Raw genomic sequence first — 18,684 nt, forward strand, 5'->3', positions numbered from 1 at the left:
TGGATCAATTGAGCGAGAGTCAGCAAAACTCACGTGACAGGACGCCTTTGAGTGCGAGGTATAATGTGGTCCGCCTCCCGGGAAAATGCAATGCCGACCTTTTTTCACCGGCGAATTCGCATCAAAAACCACCCCAGTGAGTGTCACGAACCGCAGAGCCGGGGCCGACCGCTGTTCTCATGAGGACTACTTAATCAGTACAATCGGCTTCACCCGTGAAATTCATCTGGACAACAGGGAGCCTCAAACGTGTCGCAACTCATCAGTGCCGACGAACGTCGCAGTCTGGCTACTCGCATCTGGCGAGCCGGCGTGGAAGCGATCGATTCGCGCAGGCTCATGGAAGAGACGGTCACCTTCGATGGGGATTCTCTCCGGATTGCCGGGAAGACATTTCCCCTCGACAGCTTTCGCGATCTCATCGTGGTCGGCGCCGGCAAGGCGGGCCAGGGAATGGTCTCCGGCCTCGAAGCCTGTCTCCCGGAGGAGTTTCTGAAGACTCGAGTCCGTGGCTGGGTGAACGTCCCTTCGGACTGTGTGGGCGAGTCCAGCGGTTCTCCCATCGTCCGACACGCCGCCCGACCTGCGGGAATCAACGAGCCCCGACCCGAGGGAGTCCTCGGCACACAGAAGATCATTGAGCTGATCGAACAGGCAGACCCGAAAGACCTCTGCCTCGTCCTGCTTTCCGGCGGAGGAAGCGCATTGCTGCCCGCTCCGGTCGATGCGATCTCGCTGGAAGACAAAATCGAGGTGACTCAGCGACTCAGCAGGCGTGGAGCCTCGATCGAAGAACTTAATCTCGTACGAACCTGCCTGTCCCAGCTCAAGGGTGGAGGGCTGCTTCGCCACTGTCGCGGTCAGCACGTGATCACGCTGATCATTTCGGATGTGATCGGTGACCCGCTTGAAACCATCGCGTCCGGTCCGACCGTCGAAACGTTTCGCTCCCCCACGGCGGCACTGGTTGTCCTTCGAAAGTATCTCACGGACGAGATCCCGCCGCGTGTCGAAGAGTACCTGGCGAATGGGCGTCACGACTGCCGACGAAACGAAGAACCCCCTTCCGTCGACAATATTGTGATCGGAAATAACTGCCGGGCCATCAGTCACGCCGCCGCCAGAGCAACCGAACTTGGCTTCCGAGCAGAGACCTGCGGCTCTGACAATCAGGGTCCCGCTGCTGAATTCGGCAAGACACTCGTGGAACAGGCCGCTCAAGCCAGCCCGGGCGATCAGCCGGTTTGCTTCATTCACGGTGGAGAAACGACCGTCTCACTCGCAGGAGTTGACTCCCCCGGCAAAGGGGGACGCAACCAGGAAGTCGCGCTCGCCGCCGCTCTGGCGATGCGATCACATCCCGAGTTTACCGACCGTCTGACGATTCTGGCGGGTGGAACCGATGGAGAGGATGGGCCCACCGACGCAGCAGGTGGCTACGCTGATTACAAGGTGCACGAGCGCGCCACCGGGCTCGGCCTCTGCCTTGAAGATCATCTCCGTCGCCACGATGCCTACAACCTCCTCGACCGCTGCGACTCACTGCTCCGGGTCGGCCCCACACATACCAACGTGATGGATCTCACCATCACGCTGGTATGGCCATAGACTGCTTTCCATCCGGTCGAGCGACCTCTCTGGCCGACGGCGGTCAGAACGCGGAATCTGCTTTACTGCCCGGCGGGCGCGGCAGTGGAATCGACGAACGGAACCGAGTCGGCCAGATAACGCCAGTTCTTGAGAAACGAAATCAGGTCGACCATCTGTTGCGGGTTCACCTGCTTCTCGAATTCCTGCGGCATGAACGACGTTCCGTTGGAGCCAAACTCTTCGATGTCGCCGCGAGACAACGTCAGTGACGTCCCCTTGCTCTGTTTGAGCGTGATCGAATGCGGGGTTTCTTCAGCCAGGATTCCCGTTGCGATCTTGCCGTCGATCGTAACTGCCGTGTAGCTGAAATAGTTGTTGTCGATGGCCCGGTTCGGATCCAGGATTGATACGAGGAGTTCGTCGGGACGCTTGGTCCGCGTATCACTGATATCTGGTCCGACGCGCACCCCTTCCTCGCCAATTTGATGGCAGATCGAACACTGCTGCTTGAACAGTTCCTTGCCTCGAATGGCGGACGGGCGATCGAGAGTGGCGGAAGTGAGCACGTCTCGATAAGCCACCAGCACCGACTCGCGGCTCGCAACCGTCTGCGAAGCCTGAAGTTCTCCGAACAGTTTCCGGATCTCCTCATCGCGAGAACGACTCAACCGCGTTCTCTGATCAGCAGCGAACTCTCCAAAACGGAGCTGTCCTGACTGCACGGTCTTCAGCAGGGCAATCGTCCGGCTGGTATCGCCGAGACAGAAATCGACCAGCTCCCGCCGCATCAGCGGCGTCTCTTGTCGGATGAGTGAGATCAGCTCTTCAGACTCCTCTTGCGAGATGTGATACCCTGCTCCGTCGAGCGAACGAAGTGCTGCCGTCCGCAGATTCATCGCCTCGGTTTGATCGAAGATCAGATCAGACAGCAACGTATGAATTTCTGTTCCGCCCAAGTACTCGAACATCTGAATGGCGGCCAGTCGTTCGCCTTCGTCGCTCCCGGGCCTGGCCTGCGTGAGCAGCGTTTCGACAAACGCCTTCAGATTCCCGTCCACGGCTGCATTGGTCCGGACGGATTCCAGCTTCTTCCACAACGATTGCCCACGCGACCGAAGCCCTTCCCCAAGTCCCATCAAAACGGTCGCCCGATCATCCACTGAAGTGGAGTTCTTCGACTCGAACAGGGAAACCAGCAGGCGATCGATTCCGGCAGAGTCGTTTACGATTCCGAGCAGTCCAGCCGATTCTTTCAGCAGGATGAGGCGGACCTCGGAATTCTTTGTCGATGTCCGCAATGCGAACTGAAGAAACTCCGGCAACTGGCTCTCTTCGCAAAGTAACAGAGCGGCCCGCACGGCCCATTCATCTCCGCCCTGCTCGACTACGGCATTCACAACATCGCTCAATTCGTTCGATTTGAGCGGAGCGATCCGCTGCAGAGCCAGCATGGCTTCGAACCGGACGGGACCTCGCGGATCCCGAAGACAGTTCAGCAAATCGTCTCGCAGAGTCGCACGGAGATCGAACGGTGTTTTCGATGAGAGCCGAGACACGGCCGCCAGATGTTGCACCCGAACCCGGGAATCGCCGTGCCGTAACCCGGCCTGCAACTGCTTCACATTGAGCTTGTCGAACAGTTCGAGCACCTGCAGAGCCGAATTCATGGCCTGAGCACTCGTTTCCGCATCAATCCACTTCGCAACTTCTCCGGCGACGGAAGGATCCTTCTCAGCCACAAGCAGCCGCCAGGCGGTCTGCTGCTCCCAGTCATTCTCGCTCTTCAGCCAGCTCAGAATCTGCTCCCTGTTCACCGTCTCCGGCGAAAAATCGGACTCGTTAACGCCTTTGCGAACGATCCTCCAGATGCGACCTCGATCGTTGCCAAGTGTGAGATCAGGACGTTGTTTAAGCTCATCTGGCATGAACTGCGGATGCTCGATCACGGCCCGGTACATATCGAGGACATACAGCGAGCCATCCGGACCGATCTTGCAGTTGACCGGGCGGAACCATTCATCGCGGCTGGCGAGGAATTCATGCTCCTGATGCGGATTCTCAGCGGCGAGCGTCGAGCCACTGAACTCGATCGCGTCCCGATGCACCAGATTGGCTGTCGGATCGCAGGCGTAAATAAAGGTGTTCTTTACCCCGGCATCCGCGGCCGTTTTGCTCGCCGGACCGGCCAGTGCCGCCGTCTGAGCGCTCAACACACCACAGGCAGCGGTGAACTGCCCCTGATGCAGATTGGACGTGGTCCAGTTGCCTGTCAGCGGAGCCAGTTTGGAATCGGCGGCTGAAGGAGAGACGTCATGAATCAGCGATGAAATCCGCAACTTGGGCTGCCGTTCGAGATGGGAGTAATCGAACATCACCTGCATGCAGGGATTGCGGTTCGAGCAGATCAGTCGATAACCGAACTCGTCGAAGCTCATGCCGAACTGCCCGTTCCCGGCGACCGCTTCACATTCCCCTGTGTGCGGATTGAACCGCAAATCTTTCCCGCGAAGATCGATGGGCTCTTTCAGTTTCGGCCAGTCGGGATGAGCGACCTCCACTTTTCCGCCGCGAATCCCGTTCGCTAGATAGATCCAGCCGTCTGGTCCGAGAGTAGGATGATTCGCCCTCAGCTGAGGATTCTCTTCCGTGAACCCCGTCAGCCAGACCTCACGGCTGTCGGCTTTGTCATCGCCGTCGGTATCCCCCATGAACTCGACCGAGCCGCTGAGCGCGACAATCACGCCGTTCTTCCACGGCAGTAGACTGGTGGCGAACAACAGATTGTCCGCGAAGATGGTCGCCGACTCGTAGACGCCGTCGCTGTCCTGGTCTCGCAGCACCTTGATTCGGCTCTTCGGCTCTTCCCCGTCCCCGGGTCCGTTGGGATAGTCACGCATCTCGACGACCCACATCCGCCCCTGCTCGTCGAAGGTCAGATGAACCGGATCGATCACAGCCGGCTCGGAAGCGGCAAGAGAGATCTCGTATCCCTCCTGGAGTTCAAATTCCTTGAGAGCTGCTTCCGGCTCGAGTGGTCCGGCATTGGCGGCCGGAAGCAGAAGGAGATGAAAAAGAAGGACGGGAACGAGGGACGCAATGAGGGTGGGGGCGTGGTTCATCAATTCTCTCTCAAGGGACTGGGAGATGGGCGGGACTTACACTGAGCGCTCCTTCAATGCAACTGTCTGGAAAGCAGATCAGTTGGCAGCGGGCGGGGGCGGTGGAGGCGGGGGTGTTGATCCGGAAAACTCGGCCACCTGATTAATCGGGGTCCACGCGGACATCCCGGCGCTCCAGGCATACGAACTCTCAGGAACCTGACCGGCCGCCATCCCCTGGACAACCTGATCCTTCGTGAAGGGCCCGAGAGTCTGGCCGTTGTGTGAAATGTGCCACACGCCGCCCGGCGGAGGCGGGGGAGCCGCTCCGGTCTGACCGGTGAAACCGCCCCCTGCTCCGACCATGCGGTTGGCCATGGCGAAACCCATTCCGAGTCCCATGCCTTCGGCTGCTCCGCCACCAGCGGGGTTCTCGGCGGCGGCCATCATGGCGTTGCCCATCTGGAACTGCTGGAACTTGTTCATATCGCCAATCACACCCATGCTCGAACGGGTGTCGATCGCTTTTTCGACTTCTTCCGGCAGCGAGATATTTACGATGAAGAGCTGCGGCACATCAAGGCCGTACTCATCATCGACTCGCTCACAGACGAACTGTCGAAGCTGCTCGGAGAATTCGTTGTACTTTCCGGCCAGATCGAGAGCAGCGATCTGATTCTCGCCCAGCATGTCGGCCAGCGAGGTGTTGATCATTGACCGCATCAGTTCGGTCACTTCGTCGGCATCGAACTGTCCATCGGTCCCGACGAGTTCTTTCAGCAGGGCTCTGGGATCGATCGCCCGCAAGCCGTAAGTTCCGAATGCCCGCAGACGAATCGGGCCGAAATCGGGGTCCCGCATCATAATCGGATTCGGCGTGCCCCATTTCAGATCGGTAATCTGCTTTGTGCTCACGAAGTAAACTTCCGACCGGAACGGGCTGTCGAATCCGTATTTCCAGCCCTGCAGGGTGGAAAGGATCGGCAGGTTGTCGGTTGTCAGCGTATAATGGCCCGGTTCGAACACATCGGCGATTTCGCCGCGATGCACGAAAATTGCGGTCTGCCCGGGTCGAACGATGAGCTGGGCCCCGTGCTTGATTTCGTTCTGATACCGCGGAAACCGCCAGACGAGGGTATGACGGGAATCGTCAATCCACTCGATAATGTCGATCAGTTCCGCACGTAGCTTGTCAAAGAATCCCATGAGAAGATGGTCCTCAGCAGTGCTGTGAATTAAGGGATGTGAATGCCCGCAGGAACGGAGGAGCAAGAACTCCGTCCCCGGTTTCCTCAGACGAAAGTCGAGACTATCATACCTCCATCGGCGGCGATCGTCACCAGAAAGTCCGAACTTGAGGACATTCGAGCCAGGCCGCCGCTCGGGTGATAACGAAACAACGACCGAACCGGATCAAAAACTTCCGGGACTGGATGAACTGAAATGAAAGTAATCCTGGCCAATCCCCGCGGCTTCTGTGCCGGCGTGAATATGGCGATCAAGTGTCTGGAAGAAGCCGTCCGGATGTTTGGTTCCAATATTTATGTGTATCACGAAATCGTCCACAACCGCTATGTGGTCGATCGTTTCACACAGGAAGGCGTGACCTTTGTCGATGAACTTGAGGATGTCCCCGAGGGGTCGATTCTCCTTTTCAGCGCCCATGGTGTCTCCCCGGCCGTTCGCGCCATCGCCCGCGAGCGCAACCTGCAGACCATCGATGCCACCTGCCCGCTCGTCACGAAAGTGCATCTCGAAGCGATCAAGTATTCGCGAGCCGGTTACAACATTATTCTGATCGGTCACGAAGGACACGACGAAGTCATCGGCACGATGGGCGAAGCCCCCGAGAGCATTACACTCGTCGAAACGGCCGAGGATGTCCAGAAACTCGAATTCCCGGCGGATGCGAAGATCGCCTTTCTGACACAAACGACGTTGAGCGTGCAGGAAGCCAGCCAGGTGATCGCCGCCCTGCGGGAACGATTCCCTCAAATCGAATCGCCACCCAAAGAAGATATCTGCTACGCGACCACGAATCGACAGGAAGCGGTTTCGATTCTGTCTCAGGAAGCGGAACTTGTGCTCGTCCTTGGCAGCCAGAACAGCTCGAACAGTAAACGCCTGCAGGAACTGGCCAACGACAACGCCAAGCGTTCCTTCCTGATCGATGGCGCTCACGAGATTCGAGCGGAGTGGTTCGAAGGTGTGGAGACCGTTCTGATCACGGCTGGAGCGAGTGCCCCTGAAGTTGTGGTGCAGGAGTGCGTCGACTACATCGTTCGCGAGTACGGAGCGGAAGTGGCGCAGCGGACCATTCAGGAAGAGAATGTGAAGTTCCCGCTGCCCAAAGAACTTCGGCGTCTGCAGACCGCCAGTCAACAGCAGTGATCAGATCTCATGGCGGGCGAAACGAACGGGCCGATTGATGCTTATGTCGCACTGAACCTCGTTAAGGGGATCGGGCCGCGACTGCAGACCATTCTGCTCGAACGCTTCGGCTCCCCGGAAACAGTTCTGCGAGCTTCGGATGCGGAGCTTTCATCGGTCCCCGGAATCGGCAAGAAGATCATCGATGCACTCCGCCACGATGACCATCGCGATATGGCCCGCCGCGAGCTGGCCGACTGCGAAGCGAACGACCTGTCAGTCATCACGCACGATTGCCAGGACTATCCCCCACTTCTGCGACAAATTCCCGACCCGCCGCTCGTCCTCTACTGCCGTGGACGCATCGAGCCGCGCGATCAACTCGCGGTGGCTATTGTTGGCTCCAGAAACTGCACGCTCTACGGACGCCGCATGGCCGAACAGTTCGCGGGCGGACTGGCACGAGCGGGCATCACCGTCATCAGCGGGCTGGCCCGTGGCATCGACGCGGTTGCACATCGGGCCGCTCTGCAGGCAGGTGGGCGAACAATCGCTGTCTGTGCCAGCGGGTTGCTCAAGATGTATCCGCCGGAACACACGAACTTCGCTCTGGAAATTGCTCAGCAGGGAGCCGTGATCTCGGAATCCCCCCTGCTCCGCAGCGCGAGCCGAGGGCTCTTCCCGCAACGAAATCGCATCGTCTCCGGCATGTGTCTCGGCGTGATCGTCATTGAAGCTTCCCGCACGAGCGGCACGCTGCACACCGCTCGGCACGCCATGGAACAGGGACGCGAGATCTTCGCCGTGCCCGGTCCGCTCGACAGCCGTGAAAGCGAAGGCTGCCACCAGCTCATTCGCGACGGCGTCCAACTCGTGCGCGGCGTCGACGATGTGCTCGAAGGACTCGGCCCCCTGATGCAACCGGTCCAGATGCAGTACACGCCCCCGGCCGCCCGCAGGCAATCCACCGCCGAACCGGCTCCGCAGTCGACGCAAACCGTCGAAGTGCAGGTTCCCCGTCAACTCAACCTGAGTGACCAGCAGACGCAGATTCTGAACCTGATCACCAACGATCCGATCCTGGTTGACACCATCATCGAACAGTCGGGCATCGAAGCCTCACGAGTCCTCTCGACGCTGACCATTCTGCAAATGAAGAAACTGGTCGAACGACTCCCCGGCAACCAGGTCGTCCGTTCGCGGTTTCTGTAACGAGTATAGACAATAAGGACTTTACTATTGCGAACGCGGACGAACGCCGTTTGTGCCCGGAATAACTTTACGCTCATCCGCAAGGCTGAAGCCTTCTGGAAACGGCTTGAACGGATCACTTGGAGGCTCAAGGTGGTTTTGAAAATCACGTAACGCACTGACATCGATTTCAGCAACGACGAAATAATCGGCGAGCCCTCCTTTAACGCGGACGGCGTCACGTCTCCACGCATCTTTTGCCGGAATCCGGACTCGACTATCCCCAAACATCCTATTGTTCACTAACGCGACGAAACAGTGAATATCCAGGGCAGACGCATCAACCAAAGCCGAAAAAGACTCAAGATCCTGATTCCAACTCAACACAAACAGTGAATCAATCTCCCCCCTAAAGCGAATCCTGTGCTCCATATCCGTTAGCTCACTGCAAATCAGTAGTCCAAAACTAAAACCGAAATGCTCAAAGACTCGCTTTCTTTCAAGGCCGTCTCTGCTTACCCCTAGGCTCACACCGTGAACCTGCCGCAACTCATCGCGTTCGTGATGAGCCGGCTTTCCTTTTAGCTGCGTTAGCCTCACCCATGAGGGGAAGCCAAGGCGATTATCAGTAAGGAACAACCGCGCAGGGCTATCCACCATCTTCGGAATATCAGAATGAGCAACGTACTCCTCTCCAGCGATTACGGAGATCCCCGACCGAAGCAAGCTTTCGGCGATCGTTCGCATCCAACGAGACGGGATGGACAATTCTGGAAATAACACGTAGTCGGGACGAGCCTCACGTGGCGATGTCAGAATCGCATTGCAAAGTCTGGCGACCCTGCTGAACCGGCTTGCACGATGATCAGGATTGCCCCCAGCTGCAGCATGCCAACTTTGCATTTCGGTCAAGAAGCTTGTAACTGCAATGCGGATCCGTTTCTTCCCAGAACCGAATCCAATCCTTAAACGTTCTATCTCATCATTCCTAAATGATGCATCCGATACGTCCTTTTTAGCAGCATATCCACTGACTCCGCCCTCTCCACCAGTTTTGTAGTGCGTGCCTCTAATAATATTGAGAGACTCTTTTATCATGCTCACATTTGCCGTTATTTCGGGAAACAGAATCGAGAGATCTTCGTTCCCGAGCGGTCGAGTAGGAAACAAAAGTGGAAAGGCAAATCTGTCTTTGATCTCGAACTTGTCCAGCATCGTAGAGACTGCCGAACAGCGTTCTTTAAGCGATTCCGGAAAATCACATTCCGGGTACTTGAAGTCGGGAGCGTAGGTTCGTTCGATCTCCCTCAGCAATACACTCTTAAGCGGATCTCTTCCGAGATCGTGCCAAAACAGCAGTTCACTACAAGGGATAATGTGTGAATATGAATCGAAAGCAGTAGGTGAGATCTTACATATTTCGTCGTACGCACGCAGAGCCCGTGCGGGACTACCGCCTACCTGATCTACGGAATAGGCTTTAAGAAATGCCTCTTCAAACGCGGATCTGAGATGCTTCATAAATCCATCCCAGATCACCGCGGATTCCTCGATTTCCTTGCCCCCTTGAATAGATGTCGTTCCACGGTTGCGCACCTCTGTGAGAATGTCTACAACCGTCGAAACAATCGTTGTCGCATATTCCCAATCACTGCAATAGGAACAAATTGAAATCAGACGGGGGAGATAATCAATCAGCTCAAATAGCTTACCAGGAGCGATAACATGCCGGAGAGCAAACTCATAAAACTCCTCTCTTTCTGTTCGCCATTCATCGGGGGGGATCGCATCGGAGATTGCATCAATATTTCGCAGAAGGATCGCAAACCCCAATCGCTTTAACAGCAGAGTGTCCGTCTTTCTAAGCGAATCTCCATCCGAACTGCCATCCCTTGATGTCGAAAGAACCCGGGCTGATGACGATTTCTCCAAGTCGCGAAGATTCGGAAGTAAACGCCACTCGCTTGAGACCTCATCCACCTTCGACTTTATCGCGTCCAAAATATCAGGATTGTCGATGAGAAAAATTCGCTGTTTCTCTTTCTGAAAATCAACCTTTGATTTCCTTCCATACGAAAGCTTGACGCTGAGATCGCCCCGCTTGCTCGATATCAGTTCCTTTGCATGCTTTTCAATCCAGACTAGTACGTCTGCTCCAGTTGCAAATGATCGGTTGTCCGGAAGAACAAGAAATACATCATCAACGTATCTCGCATAATATATGGGTGAAAGCTTCTCTCTAATTAGTCGATCGAATTGTATTAGAAAGGCATTCGCAATAACACGTGATGCTCCTGACCCGACGGGAAGTCCGGTAGGTCGCGTTTGGGTGTAGCCTGGAACCTGCCGTGCCCAACACTCGAACGCTTCAACCAATTGGCGAGTAAACGCCTCATCTAGACCTGAAAAGTCAACAGGCTCTTCACGCGCTATTGTGAGCTCACGTTTAAACTCGTCATCGAACAGAAAACTTGGGTCGATTCGATGGAAAAACTTCTGAAAATCCATCGTTATCGCTACGACACGCCTACCAGCTTCAAGCTCCCGTCTGATTGCTGCGAATCCGCCGTCGCGCCACTTTCGATAAGACTTAAAGTATGGTTCGAAGCTTTGCCAAATCTGCTTATGGTATTTTCGTGACCCCGCAATTCTTCTAAGTCGAGCCCCGAGAGCCGATGGTTCGAGTGCAGCATCGATTTTCTCACCAACAAGATTGATCCAAAGGGCGCATACCACGTGCATTTGGACCGTGAAATCTGCCATTTGGCGAAACTCGGCGTTCAATCGCTGCGGTTTTTGCTTCCCTTTGGCCGTTTTGGCCGCTTCATCTAGCTCAAAGACTCTCGCCCAGCTATCACGTGCATTCGACGCAAAGAAAACCGGACCTGAAACTGGCTCCTTGGGGGGAGTGAGTTTCTTTGGTACAAACGTCGCGGCTCCAATAAACTCAATGTCTTGATACCATGGCCTGTCATTATCTAACAAGCGTTCCCTCAACTCTCTTATATTTTCGTCAAGATTGGCTTCAAACCGAGCAAATTTGAGCGAATTGGGAATAGTCCTTTCGTAGAAATGGTCTGCTTTAGCCTTTCTGTACGCAAGATACAGTTCTTCAAACGAAAACAAGTCATCGTATTGTTCAGCTGCCATCGTTTCGACATATCGAGGAAAGAATTTGAATTGCCCGAGGTTAATCCCCGTTGACCAGCAAATACAAGAACTGAACAAAAAAAAAGCTACCAACATTAAGGTCGGTAGCTTTAACGCGTGAGGCGAATTCGATTCAATCTCACGCCCATTCGCGGCGGCCGCGGGCGCGGAGGAGGTTGGCTTCGTTGTCGTTGACGAAGTCTTCCGTCACCGGATCGATCGTGAGCTTGCGGTTCAGGATCCACGACAGAGCGGCTGCGTGGCAGGCGATGTGTGAGCGACGCATCACGTCCTGATTGGCGGCTGTCATCTCGCGGGAACGCATGCAGTCGAAGAAGTTGCGGGCGTGGGCACTGACGTCGATGCCGCGAACGCGCTTTGTCCCTTCCGGCAACTGCTTCTGGAGTTCGTCCGACGAGGCGACAATCTCACCCTCATCACCCGTTTCAACCCAGCCCTTTTCGCCGACGAAGCGAACCGGACAGGTGCCGAGGCGGGTGATGTACTGCGGCGAACGATCTTTGAATGGATCGGACAGGAAGTCCATCACCAGCTTCACGCCGTTGGCATAGGTGCAGACGATATTCTTCTCCGAGGGCTCGTACGTCAGCGGCATCGTGTCGTCGGACTGATTGGCCCACTGGCAGATATCGAGCGTGTGAGCGCCCCAGTCGAGAAGGCGGGCGCCGGAATCGAAGTCCCACTGGCCACGCCAGCGGCCATTCACATACTGCTGATTGAACGGACGCCACGCAGCTGGTCCGAGCCACATGTTCCAGTCGACCACGTCCTGCGGCGGCCGCGGTTCGGCCGGCAGCCAGGTGTTATCGAGCGTGGGCATATAGACCGAGGCGTGCAATTCCTTGATCTTGCCGAGCTTGCCGTTGTGGACGAACTCGACGGCATCTTTGAAGTTCGGCACGCTGCGGCGTTGCGTTCCGGCCTGAAAGACCCGCTTCTCGGCGTGGATCGTATCGGCCAGTTCCTGGCAGTCGCGGATGGTGATCCCGCACGGCTTTTCAGAGTAGACATCCTTCCCGGCTTTGGCGGCTTCAATCGAAGCAGCCGCGTGCCAGCGGTCACCGGTGGCGATCAGCACGGCGTCGATATCCTGCCGGGCAAGCAGTTCGCGGAAGTCGCGATAAAGCTTGCATTCGCTGTCGCCGTAGGTTCCATCGACAAGAGCCTTCCCCTTCTCCCGGCGGCTCTGCTGGACATCGGCGATGGCGACGCAGCGGATGTCGTTGAACTTCAGCATTGCAGTCAGGTCGTACGTGCAACGGGGGCCGATGCCGATGACGCCGAGGTTGATGCGATCGCCGGGCGCGGTGTTGCCATCGCGGCCGAGTGCACTGGCGGGAACAAAGCTGGCCATCGAAAGAGCAGCTGTCGCGGAAGCGGAGCTCTTCAGAAAGTTGCGGCGGGAATCCTGACTCGGGGTGTCCATGAATCCGGTCTTTCTCTGATTGGGGGTGAGGTCGGAGGCGAGCGACATATCAGTGAATGCCATGGTATCAAGCCGCCATCGCCGATGCACCCTCGTGCAGGTTTTCACGGCCTGCCGCCGGTGCGGTTTGTCATCGCACGTTGGGATAAAATCGGGCCAGCCAGTGGGGTGAGGCGCCGGCGTGGGCCAGCGTGATGATGCTCCAGTTCTTCAGCGTTTGTCGCAGCATCCCCTGCCGCTCCCAGCGACGGGCGCTCACGAGGATCCGTTCTTCAGAGACCCGAATCTTTCCCCGACGGGCCAGCGTTTTCGAGAAGAGCAAATCTTCCAGAAAAGGGACATCGGGGAAGCCGCCGAGTTCGTGGAACAGATCCCGCTTCAGAAAAAGGCCCTGGTCGCCATATGCCCATTGCAGAGCGCGGGTACGAAGCCGGTTTCCCCGTTCCATCAGGCGATAACGGCTGCGGGAATGATCGATCTGCTGGGTGAAACAGCCGGCGGAGGTACGGGACTGAGCGAGAATCGCGACCGCATCCCGCAGGCAGCCGGGCGTCAACTGGCAGTCGGCATGCAGAAACAGAAGAACACTTCCGCGAGCCCGTTCCGCCCCCAGATTCTGTTGCTTTGCCCGGCCGCGAGGACTGTTCAGGACAAGATCGGCGGCCTGGGCATTCTCCAGAGTGGCATCGGTGCTGCCTCCATCGACGACAATGATCTCCGTCGTAACTTCCTTGAGATCCGGGAGTTGCCGCAGCGATTCGATCAACGGACCGATTCGATCGGCTTCGTTCAGAACGGGGATAATGATCGAAAGATCCATCGGAGTTCACAGGAAGTGGCAAGCTGGGCAACAGAGGGGCTCGGCGGCGGAGATTCACGTTGTGCCGGTTGTAATGCCGATAAGAAACGAGAGCGCCCGGAACGAGAACTCGTGGACCGTTATGCAGACTACCGCTTATCAAGTCAATGTGAAGGAGCTATTCAACGGTCCTGTCGACCTGTTGCTGTACCTCGTGCGCAAACAGGAACTCGATATTCTCTCCGTTTCTCTGGCCGAGCTGGCCGATGGCTTCCTCACTTATCTCGAAGTGCTCGAGATTATCGACTTCGACATCGCAGCTGATTTCGTGGTCGCCGCTTCCGCTCTGGTCGAAATCAAGAGCCGCATGGCGCTGGTGAAGACCGAGACAGTGGAAGAGGAGGAAGAAGAAGCCGAGGAATCGGACGCCAATGAGCATCTCATTCAGCATCTGCTGCAGTACAAGCAGCTCAAAGAGGCGGCGGATGTTCTGCAGGAACAGGCCCTCGCCTGGCAGGACCGTTATCCCCGGCTCGCCGATGAACGCCCGCACGAAAAGCGGTCCATCGCCGATGACCTCATTAAGGATCTGGAGATCTGGGACCTGGTGGGGGCCTTCTCGCGAATTGTGAAGAAGAAGTCGACCGAGCGGGAAGAACTGCTGCGGTTCGATGCGACGCCGATTCACATCTACGTCGATCAGATCGGCAAGCAGGTGCGGGAAGAAGGTCGTGTGCTGTTCCAGTCACTCTTTGAGAAAGAGGATGACCGCAGCAAGGTGATCGGGATGTTCCTGGCGATTCTCGAACTGCTCCGCCATCATCATTTCCGAGCCGAGCAGAACGTCGACTTCGATGAGATCTGGCTGATGCCCCCGCTTGAAAATAACGTCTTCGAGCAAGACAATGCTCCGTCCACGCCTCCCCCGCAGCTCGCCGCTGAGACCGATGCTGAGGAACCGGAATCGGAAGAGCCGGACGAGGATCACCAGGACGACTTCGACGACTGACCAGAAACTGCATCATGCCCAAGCCGCAGCCCCGCCCCACCATCGAGATCATCGGGGCCCGGATGCACAATCTGCAGAACATCGACGTCTCGATTCCGCTCCACAGCTGGACGGCCATCACCGGTGTCAGCGGCTCCGGGAAAAGCAGTCTCGTTTTCGACACGATTCACGCCGAGGGACAGCGGCGATATTTTGAAACGCTCTCCACGGCTGCCCGGAAGTATCTCGACCAGCTCGAACGGCCGGATGTCGATCGCATCGACAATCTCCCGGCGACAATCGCCGTCGGCCAGAAGCAGCAGCCTCGCGGCGGGATTACCCGGGTGTCGCAGACGACCGGAATCGAATCGCTGCTCGTTCAGCTGTTTGTCGGGCAGGGTCAACTGCAGTGTCCCGACTGTCGCATTCCGGTTCGGATTAGCAACGCTCCCGATGCCGTGCGGGCCATTGCTTCATTGCCTGAGGGGTCCCGTTTTCAGGTCTGCTTCCCGGCTCTGATGAAATCGGGGGCCAAAGCCAACGCGATCGACGAAGAGAAACGTTACTGGGATGGCGAAGGCTTTCAGCGGTTTCTCGATCTGCCGAGTGGAAACGAGAATCTGCCCGCTTTTCTCGTGATTGTCGATCGCCTCAAGTCGGGAGGAGATGAGGCGCGGATTGCCGAGAGTATCGAACAGGCTTTCACGACCGGACTCGGACGCTGCATTCTGCTGCTCGAACCGGCTGCCGCTGAAGCAGCTGATTATTCCGGATACTCGCAGACGTTTGCCGACGAACAGTCGCGGGAGTGGACAAGCTGGTTCTTCTATCGCGAGCCGGAATGTCCAAGTTGTGGACTCACGCTGCCGTCGCTCGATGAATCGCTGTTCCGCGCAACCAGTCCAGATGGCAGGTGTTCGAAGTGCAACGGCCACGGCTATGTGCAGAACAAGGTGAAAAAGAAGCTCGTTTGTCCCGAATGTGACGGGCTGGGACTCGGACCCGTTCCCCGTCTCGCTCAACTGCAGATGATTTCCGATTCGAGCAGGCCGACTTTCGAAGAATGGCTGCATCAAACAATCTCTGAAGCACTGGCTGCGGTCTCGGCCGACAGCACCGGTCCGCATGCGTCGATTGTTCGATCGTTACGATCACGGCTGGAAGGACTCGCCGCTCTTGGTCTGGGAGCGCTCTCACTGAATCGACTGACACGGACACTCTCCACGGGGGAGTTTCAGCGACTCGGTCTCGCTGCGGCTTTGAACGATGAGTTCGTCAACACGCTTTATCTGTTCGATGAACCAACCGCCGGGCTGCATCCGAGTGACCGGTCCAATATCGGCGAATGGCTGCGGCGATTCGTCGATCAGGGTAATACGGTCATCACCATCGAACATCATGAGGACGTCGTTCAGGCGGCTGACCATGTGATCGAACTCGGTCCCGAAGCGGGAAACAACGGCGGAACCATCACGGCTTCGGCTCCGGCAGCTGAGTATCAGCTTTCCACGCCCGATGAGGAGCCCGCCAGCATCACGACCGACGATGGTGGTCAACTGCAGATGACCGGCGTCACGTGTCACAATCTCTCGGACCTGTCGGTCTCCATTCCCTTGCGGCAGTTTGTCGTCGTGACCGGGGTTTGCGGAAGCGGAAAAACATCGCTGATTTGTGAGTCGCTCTACCCGGCTCTCGTCGAACAACTGGCCAGCCGTGAAGACTCGACCATCAAGCCGCCGGAGTTTGATGATCCGTTCGCTCCGCCCGGTTCGGTCGCTGCCATTACGGGAGCAGAGGCGATCAGTGATTGTGTTCTCATGAACGAGACGCAGCTCGCCGGTTCGTCCCGCAGCACGCCGGCGACGTATCTAAAGGTGTTCGACGACATTCGCAAACTGTTCGCGGAGACAACCGACGCCCAGGCTCGCGGCTACAAGCCGAGCCGGTTCAGTTTCAATACGAGCCGGGGCGGACGATGTCAGTATTGCGAAGGGATCGGCTCGGTCGAGATCGACATGCAGTTCCTCGCCAACCTGAATGTCCGCTGCCCGGAATGCAAAGGAACCCGCTTCGCCCAGGACACGCTGGAAGTGAGCTATCGCAACCGGAACATCGCCGATGTGCTCGCGATGACCGTCGACGAAGCGTTCGCCTTCTTCCGGAATCACCAGCTGATTCTCCGAAAGCTGCAACTGCTCCGCGACGTCGGCCTCGGCTACCTCGCGCTCGGCCAGCCAACACGCACCCTGTCCCGCGGCGAAGCCCAGCGACTGAAACTGGCCTCTTATCTGAATGCCGCCAGTGGAACCCAGATGCTGTTCCTCTTCGACGAACCGGCCAGCGGGCTGCATCCGAGCGATATCGCGACCCTGCTCAAAGCTCTGCGACGCCTGGTTGAGCAGGGACATTCGGTGGTCGTCATCGATTACGAGCCGCAGGTGATCAGGCAGGCCGACTGGATCATTGAACTTGGGCCGGGAGCCGCTGCTGAAGGTGGATGCGTCGTTTTTGAAGGCCCGCCAGCGTAATCTCCCGCTTCGAGCCCCAGGAATAACCCGACCGACGGTGTCCTTTTTGCCGTCCATTCGTCGGCGTCGGCGCGACCTTCTCAGTGAATCCCCTCTTCGGAAATCTGCTCGGTTGTGACTGCGGAGACCTGTTCGTCTTCTTCGGTGATGCGGGTCGTTTTCCAGCCGCCGTGGGCGAACCAGGCGATCGCCACCAGGGCGACGATGATGTTCGTAATCGGGAAGGACCACCAGATTCCCGCTTCGTTCAATGACGTGTGCTTCGACAGGATGTAGGCGAGGGGGAACTGCAGCATCCATTGCGACACGAGGGCAATGACCATCGCGATCAGCATGTTGCCGGAGGCTCGAAAGGTGGCCACGAGACTGTACTGGAGCCCTGCTCCGCCCCAGGCAAAACACATCACCCGAATGAACTCGCTGCCGGCCTGAATGACAGCCGGATCGTCCGGCACGAACACGGCGACGATCTGTCGAGAGAAGTTGTAAGCCACGATTCCGGCCACAGTCAGAATGCCGAATCCCCAGCCGGCTCCGAGAATCGCGACCTTCTCGGCTCGTTCGAACTGACCCGCGCCGATGTTCTGCCCGACCAGAGTCGCCACCGCCATCGACAGGCCCATGGCCGGAATGGAAACGAACTGCATCACATTCACGCCGACGCCGTACGAGGCAAGCGTCACCGTGCCGAAACTGGCGACGATAAAGGACAACACCACCATTCCCAGACTTCGTGTCGACAGTTCAACCGAGCCCGGCAGCCCAAGAAAGAATGCTCTGCGAATGTAGGGCAGATCGGGGCGGAAGTCTTTCCACTGCAGTTGAATCCCATGTCGGCCAGCAAAAAAGATCAGCATGCCGATCAGAGCGGCCAGCCCTTGTGTGCTCAGCGTCGCCATCGCGGCTCCCATCACGCCCTGGGCAGGCATCGGCCCCCAGCCGAAAATGAAGAGCGGATCGAGCACGAAGTTCAGCAGCACGGTGCCGAGCACGATGAAAAGCGGAATCCGCGTCTGCCCGACGCCCCGCATGAGGGCCTGAAACATTCCGTACAGGAAGACGAAAACAATTCCAACGAAGGAGACTCGCATGAAGCCGAGCGCTCCCTCATACACCTCGGGGGCAACACCCAGCCAGCCGAGCAGATTCGGCGTTAAGAAATAACCGGCCGAGCCGAGAATCACCGAGGTGAAGGCCACCATGAGCATGGTTTGGGCGGCGACATGATTCACCATGTCCTGCCGGCCAGCCCCCATGTATTGAGCCGTTAACGTGGCTCCCGCAATGGCGAGTCCCGCTCCCATCGCGATGACGAGAAACGTCACGGGAAAGCCGATGGAGACCGCAGCAACCGCGGCTGCTCCCAGCCGCCCGACCCAGAAGGCATCGGTCAGTTGATAACCGGCCTGCAGCATGTTGCCAAGAATGATCGGAATCGAGAGTCGCAGCAAAGCGGCTCCGATGGGCCCTTCCAGCATGAACTTCTGCCGATCGGATAGCATCTCGTCACCGTCGTAGGTCGA

11 protein-coding genes are annotated in these 18,684 nt (G+C 57.3%); 5 read left to right on the forward strand and 6 right to left on the reverse strand.

Annotation, left to right across the window (positions count from 1 at the left end):
• Nucleotides 1-249 precede the first annotated feature (249 nt).
• Nucleotides 250-1,608, forward strand: a complete 1,359-nt coding sequence (locus tag L1A08_RS02890; protein ID WP_238754004.1) for a glycerate kinase type-2 family protein — start codon at nucleotides 250-252, stop codon at nucleotides 1,606-1,608.
• A gap of 62 nt (nucleotides 1,609-1,670) precedes the next feature.
• On the opposite strand, the gene L1A08_RS02895 is transcribed toward L1A08_RS02890, so the two are convergent.
• Both L1A08_RS02895 and L1A08_RS02900 read right to left on the reverse strand, forming a co-directional pair.
• Nucleotides 1,671-4,709, reverse strand: a complete 3,039-nt coding sequence (locus L1A08_RS02895; RefSeq protein WP_238754006.1) for a PVC-type heme-binding CxxCH protein — start codon at nucleotides 4,707-4,709, stop codon at nucleotides 1,671-1,673.
• A 78-nt stretch (nucleotides 4,710-4,787) separates the two neighbouring features.
• On the reverse strand, nucleotides 4,788-5,894 hold the full coding sequence (locus L1A08_RS02900; protein ID WP_238754008.1) for an SPFH domain-containing protein: 1,107 nt from the start codon (nucleotides 5,892-5,894) through the stop codon (nucleotides 4,788-4,790).
• A gap of 237 nt (nucleotides 5,895-6,131) precedes the next feature.
• Here L1A08_RS02900 and ispH point away from each other — a divergent pair, with 237 nt between their 5' ends.
• Both ispH and dprA read left to right on the forward strand, forming a co-directional pair.
• Nucleotides 6,132-7,079, forward strand: a complete 948-nt coding sequence (ispH, locus tag L1A08_RS02905) for a 4-hydroxy-3-methylbut-2-enyl diphosphate reductase (RefSeq protein ID WP_238754010.1) — start codon at nucleotides 6,132-6,134, stop codon at nucleotides 7,077-7,079.
• Between the two features lie 9 nt (nucleotides 7,080-7,088).
• Complete coding sequence (gene dprA / locus L1A08_RS02910; protein ID WP_238754013.1) at nucleotides 7,089-8,270, forward strand: DNA-processing protein DprA; 1,182 nt, start codon at nucleotides 7,089-7,091, stop codon at nucleotides 8,268-8,270.
• Between the two features lie 24 nt (nucleotides 8,271-8,294).
• On the opposite strand, the gene L1A08_RS02915 is transcribed toward dprA, so the two are convergent.
• The 3 genes from L1A08_RS02915 to L1A08_RS02925 form a co-directional block, all read right to left on the reverse strand.
• Complete coding sequence (locus tag L1A08_RS02915) at nucleotides 8,295-11,399, reverse strand: RNA-directed DNA polymerase (RefSeq protein WP_238754015.1); 3,105 nt, start codon at nucleotides 11,397-11,399, stop codon at nucleotides 8,295-8,297.
• Nucleotides 11,400-11,538: 139 nt separating this feature from the next.
• Nucleotides 11,539-12,846 carry a Gfo/Idh/MocA family protein gene (locus L1A08_RS02920; RefSeq protein ID WP_390896843.1) on the reverse strand — a complete coding sequence of 436 codons (1,308 nt, stop codon included), beginning with the start codon at nucleotides 12,844-12,846 and terminating at the stop codon, nucleotides 11,539-11,541.
• Nucleotides 12,847-12,976: 130 nt separating this feature from the next.
• On the reverse strand, nucleotides 12,977-13,666 hold the full coding sequence (locus L1A08_RS02925) for a TIGR04283 family arsenosugar biosynthesis glycosyltransferase (protein ID WP_238754017.1): 690 nt from the start codon (nucleotides 13,664-13,666) through the stop codon (nucleotides 12,977-12,979).
• A 121-nt stretch (nucleotides 13,667-13,787) separates the two neighbouring features.
• Between L1A08_RS02925 and L1A08_RS02930 the strand changes: the two genes are divergently transcribed.
• Nucleotides 13,788-14,654, forward strand: a complete 867-nt coding sequence (locus tag L1A08_RS02930) for a segregation and condensation protein A (RefSeq protein WP_238754018.1) — start codon at nucleotides 13,788-13,790, stop codon at nucleotides 14,652-14,654.
• A gap of 14 nt (nucleotides 14,655-14,668) precedes the next feature.
• Complete coding sequence (locus tag L1A08_RS02935) at nucleotides 14,669-17,161, forward strand: hypothetical protein (protein WP_238754019.1); 2,493 nt, start codon at nucleotides 14,669-14,671, stop codon at nucleotides 17,159-17,161.
• A gap of 80 nt (nucleotides 17,162-17,241) precedes the next feature.
• On the opposite strand, the gene L1A08_RS02940 is transcribed toward L1A08_RS02935, so the two are convergent.
• Nucleotides 17,242-18,663 carry an MATE family efflux transporter gene (locus tag L1A08_RS02940; RefSeq protein WP_238754022.1) on the reverse strand — a complete coding sequence of 474 codons (1,422 nt, stop codon included), beginning with the start codon at nucleotides 18,661-18,663 and terminating at the stop codon, nucleotides 17,242-17,244.
• Between the last annotated feature and the right edge of the window lie 21 nt (nucleotides 18,664-18,684).

Source organism: Rubinisphaera margarita (genome assembly GCF_022267515.1).
Lineage (GTDB): Bacteria > Planctomycetota > Planctomycetia > Planctomycetales > Planctomycetaceae > Rubinisphaera > Rubinisphaera margarita.

What these genes read in the sequence shown, in the direction of transcription:
- L1A08_RS02900 (WP_238754008.1), bottom strand. Translation starts at nt 5,894, where the DNA reads ATGGGATTCTTTGACAAGCTACGTGCGGAACTGATCGACATTATCGAG.
- L1A08_RS02915 (WP_238754015.1), bottom strand. Translation starts at nt 11,399, where the DNA reads ATGGCAGCTGAACAATACGATGACTTGTTTTCGTTTGAAGAACTGTAT.
- L1A08_RS02920 (WP_390896843.1), bottom strand. Translation starts at nt 12,846, where the DNA reads ATGGACACCCCGAGTCAGGATTCCCGCCGCAACTTTCTGAAGAGCTCC.
- L1A08_RS02925 (WP_238754017.1), bottom strand. Translation starts at nt 13,666, where the DNA reads ATGGATCTTTCGATCATTATCCCCGTTCTGAACGAAGCCGATCGAATC.
- L1A08_RS02935 (WP_238754019.1), top strand. Translation starts at nt 14,669, where the DNA reads ATGCCCAAGCCGCAGCCCCGCCCCACCATCGAGATCATCGGGGCCCGG.
- L1A08_RS02895 (WP_238754006.1), bottom strand. Translation starts at nt 4,709, where the DNA reads ATGAACCACGCCCCCACCCTCATTGCGTCCCTCGTTCCCGTCCTTCTT.
- ispH (WP_238754010.1), top strand. Translation starts at nt 6,132, where the DNA reads ATGAAAGTAATCCTGGCCAATCCCCGCGGCTTCTGTGCCGGCGTGAAT.
- dprA (WP_238754013.1), top strand. Translation starts at nt 7,089, where the DNA reads ATGGCGGGCGAAACGAACGGGCCGATTGATGCTTATGTCGCACTGAAC.
- L1A08_RS02940 (WP_238754022.1), bottom strand. Translation starts at nt 18,663, where the DNA reads ATGCTATCCGATCGGCAGAAGTTCATGCTGGAAGGGCCCATCGGAGCC.
- L1A08_RS02930 (WP_238754018.1), top strand. Translation starts at nt 13,788, where the DNA reads ATGCAGACTACCGCTTATCAAGTCAATGTGAAGGAGCTATTCAACGGT.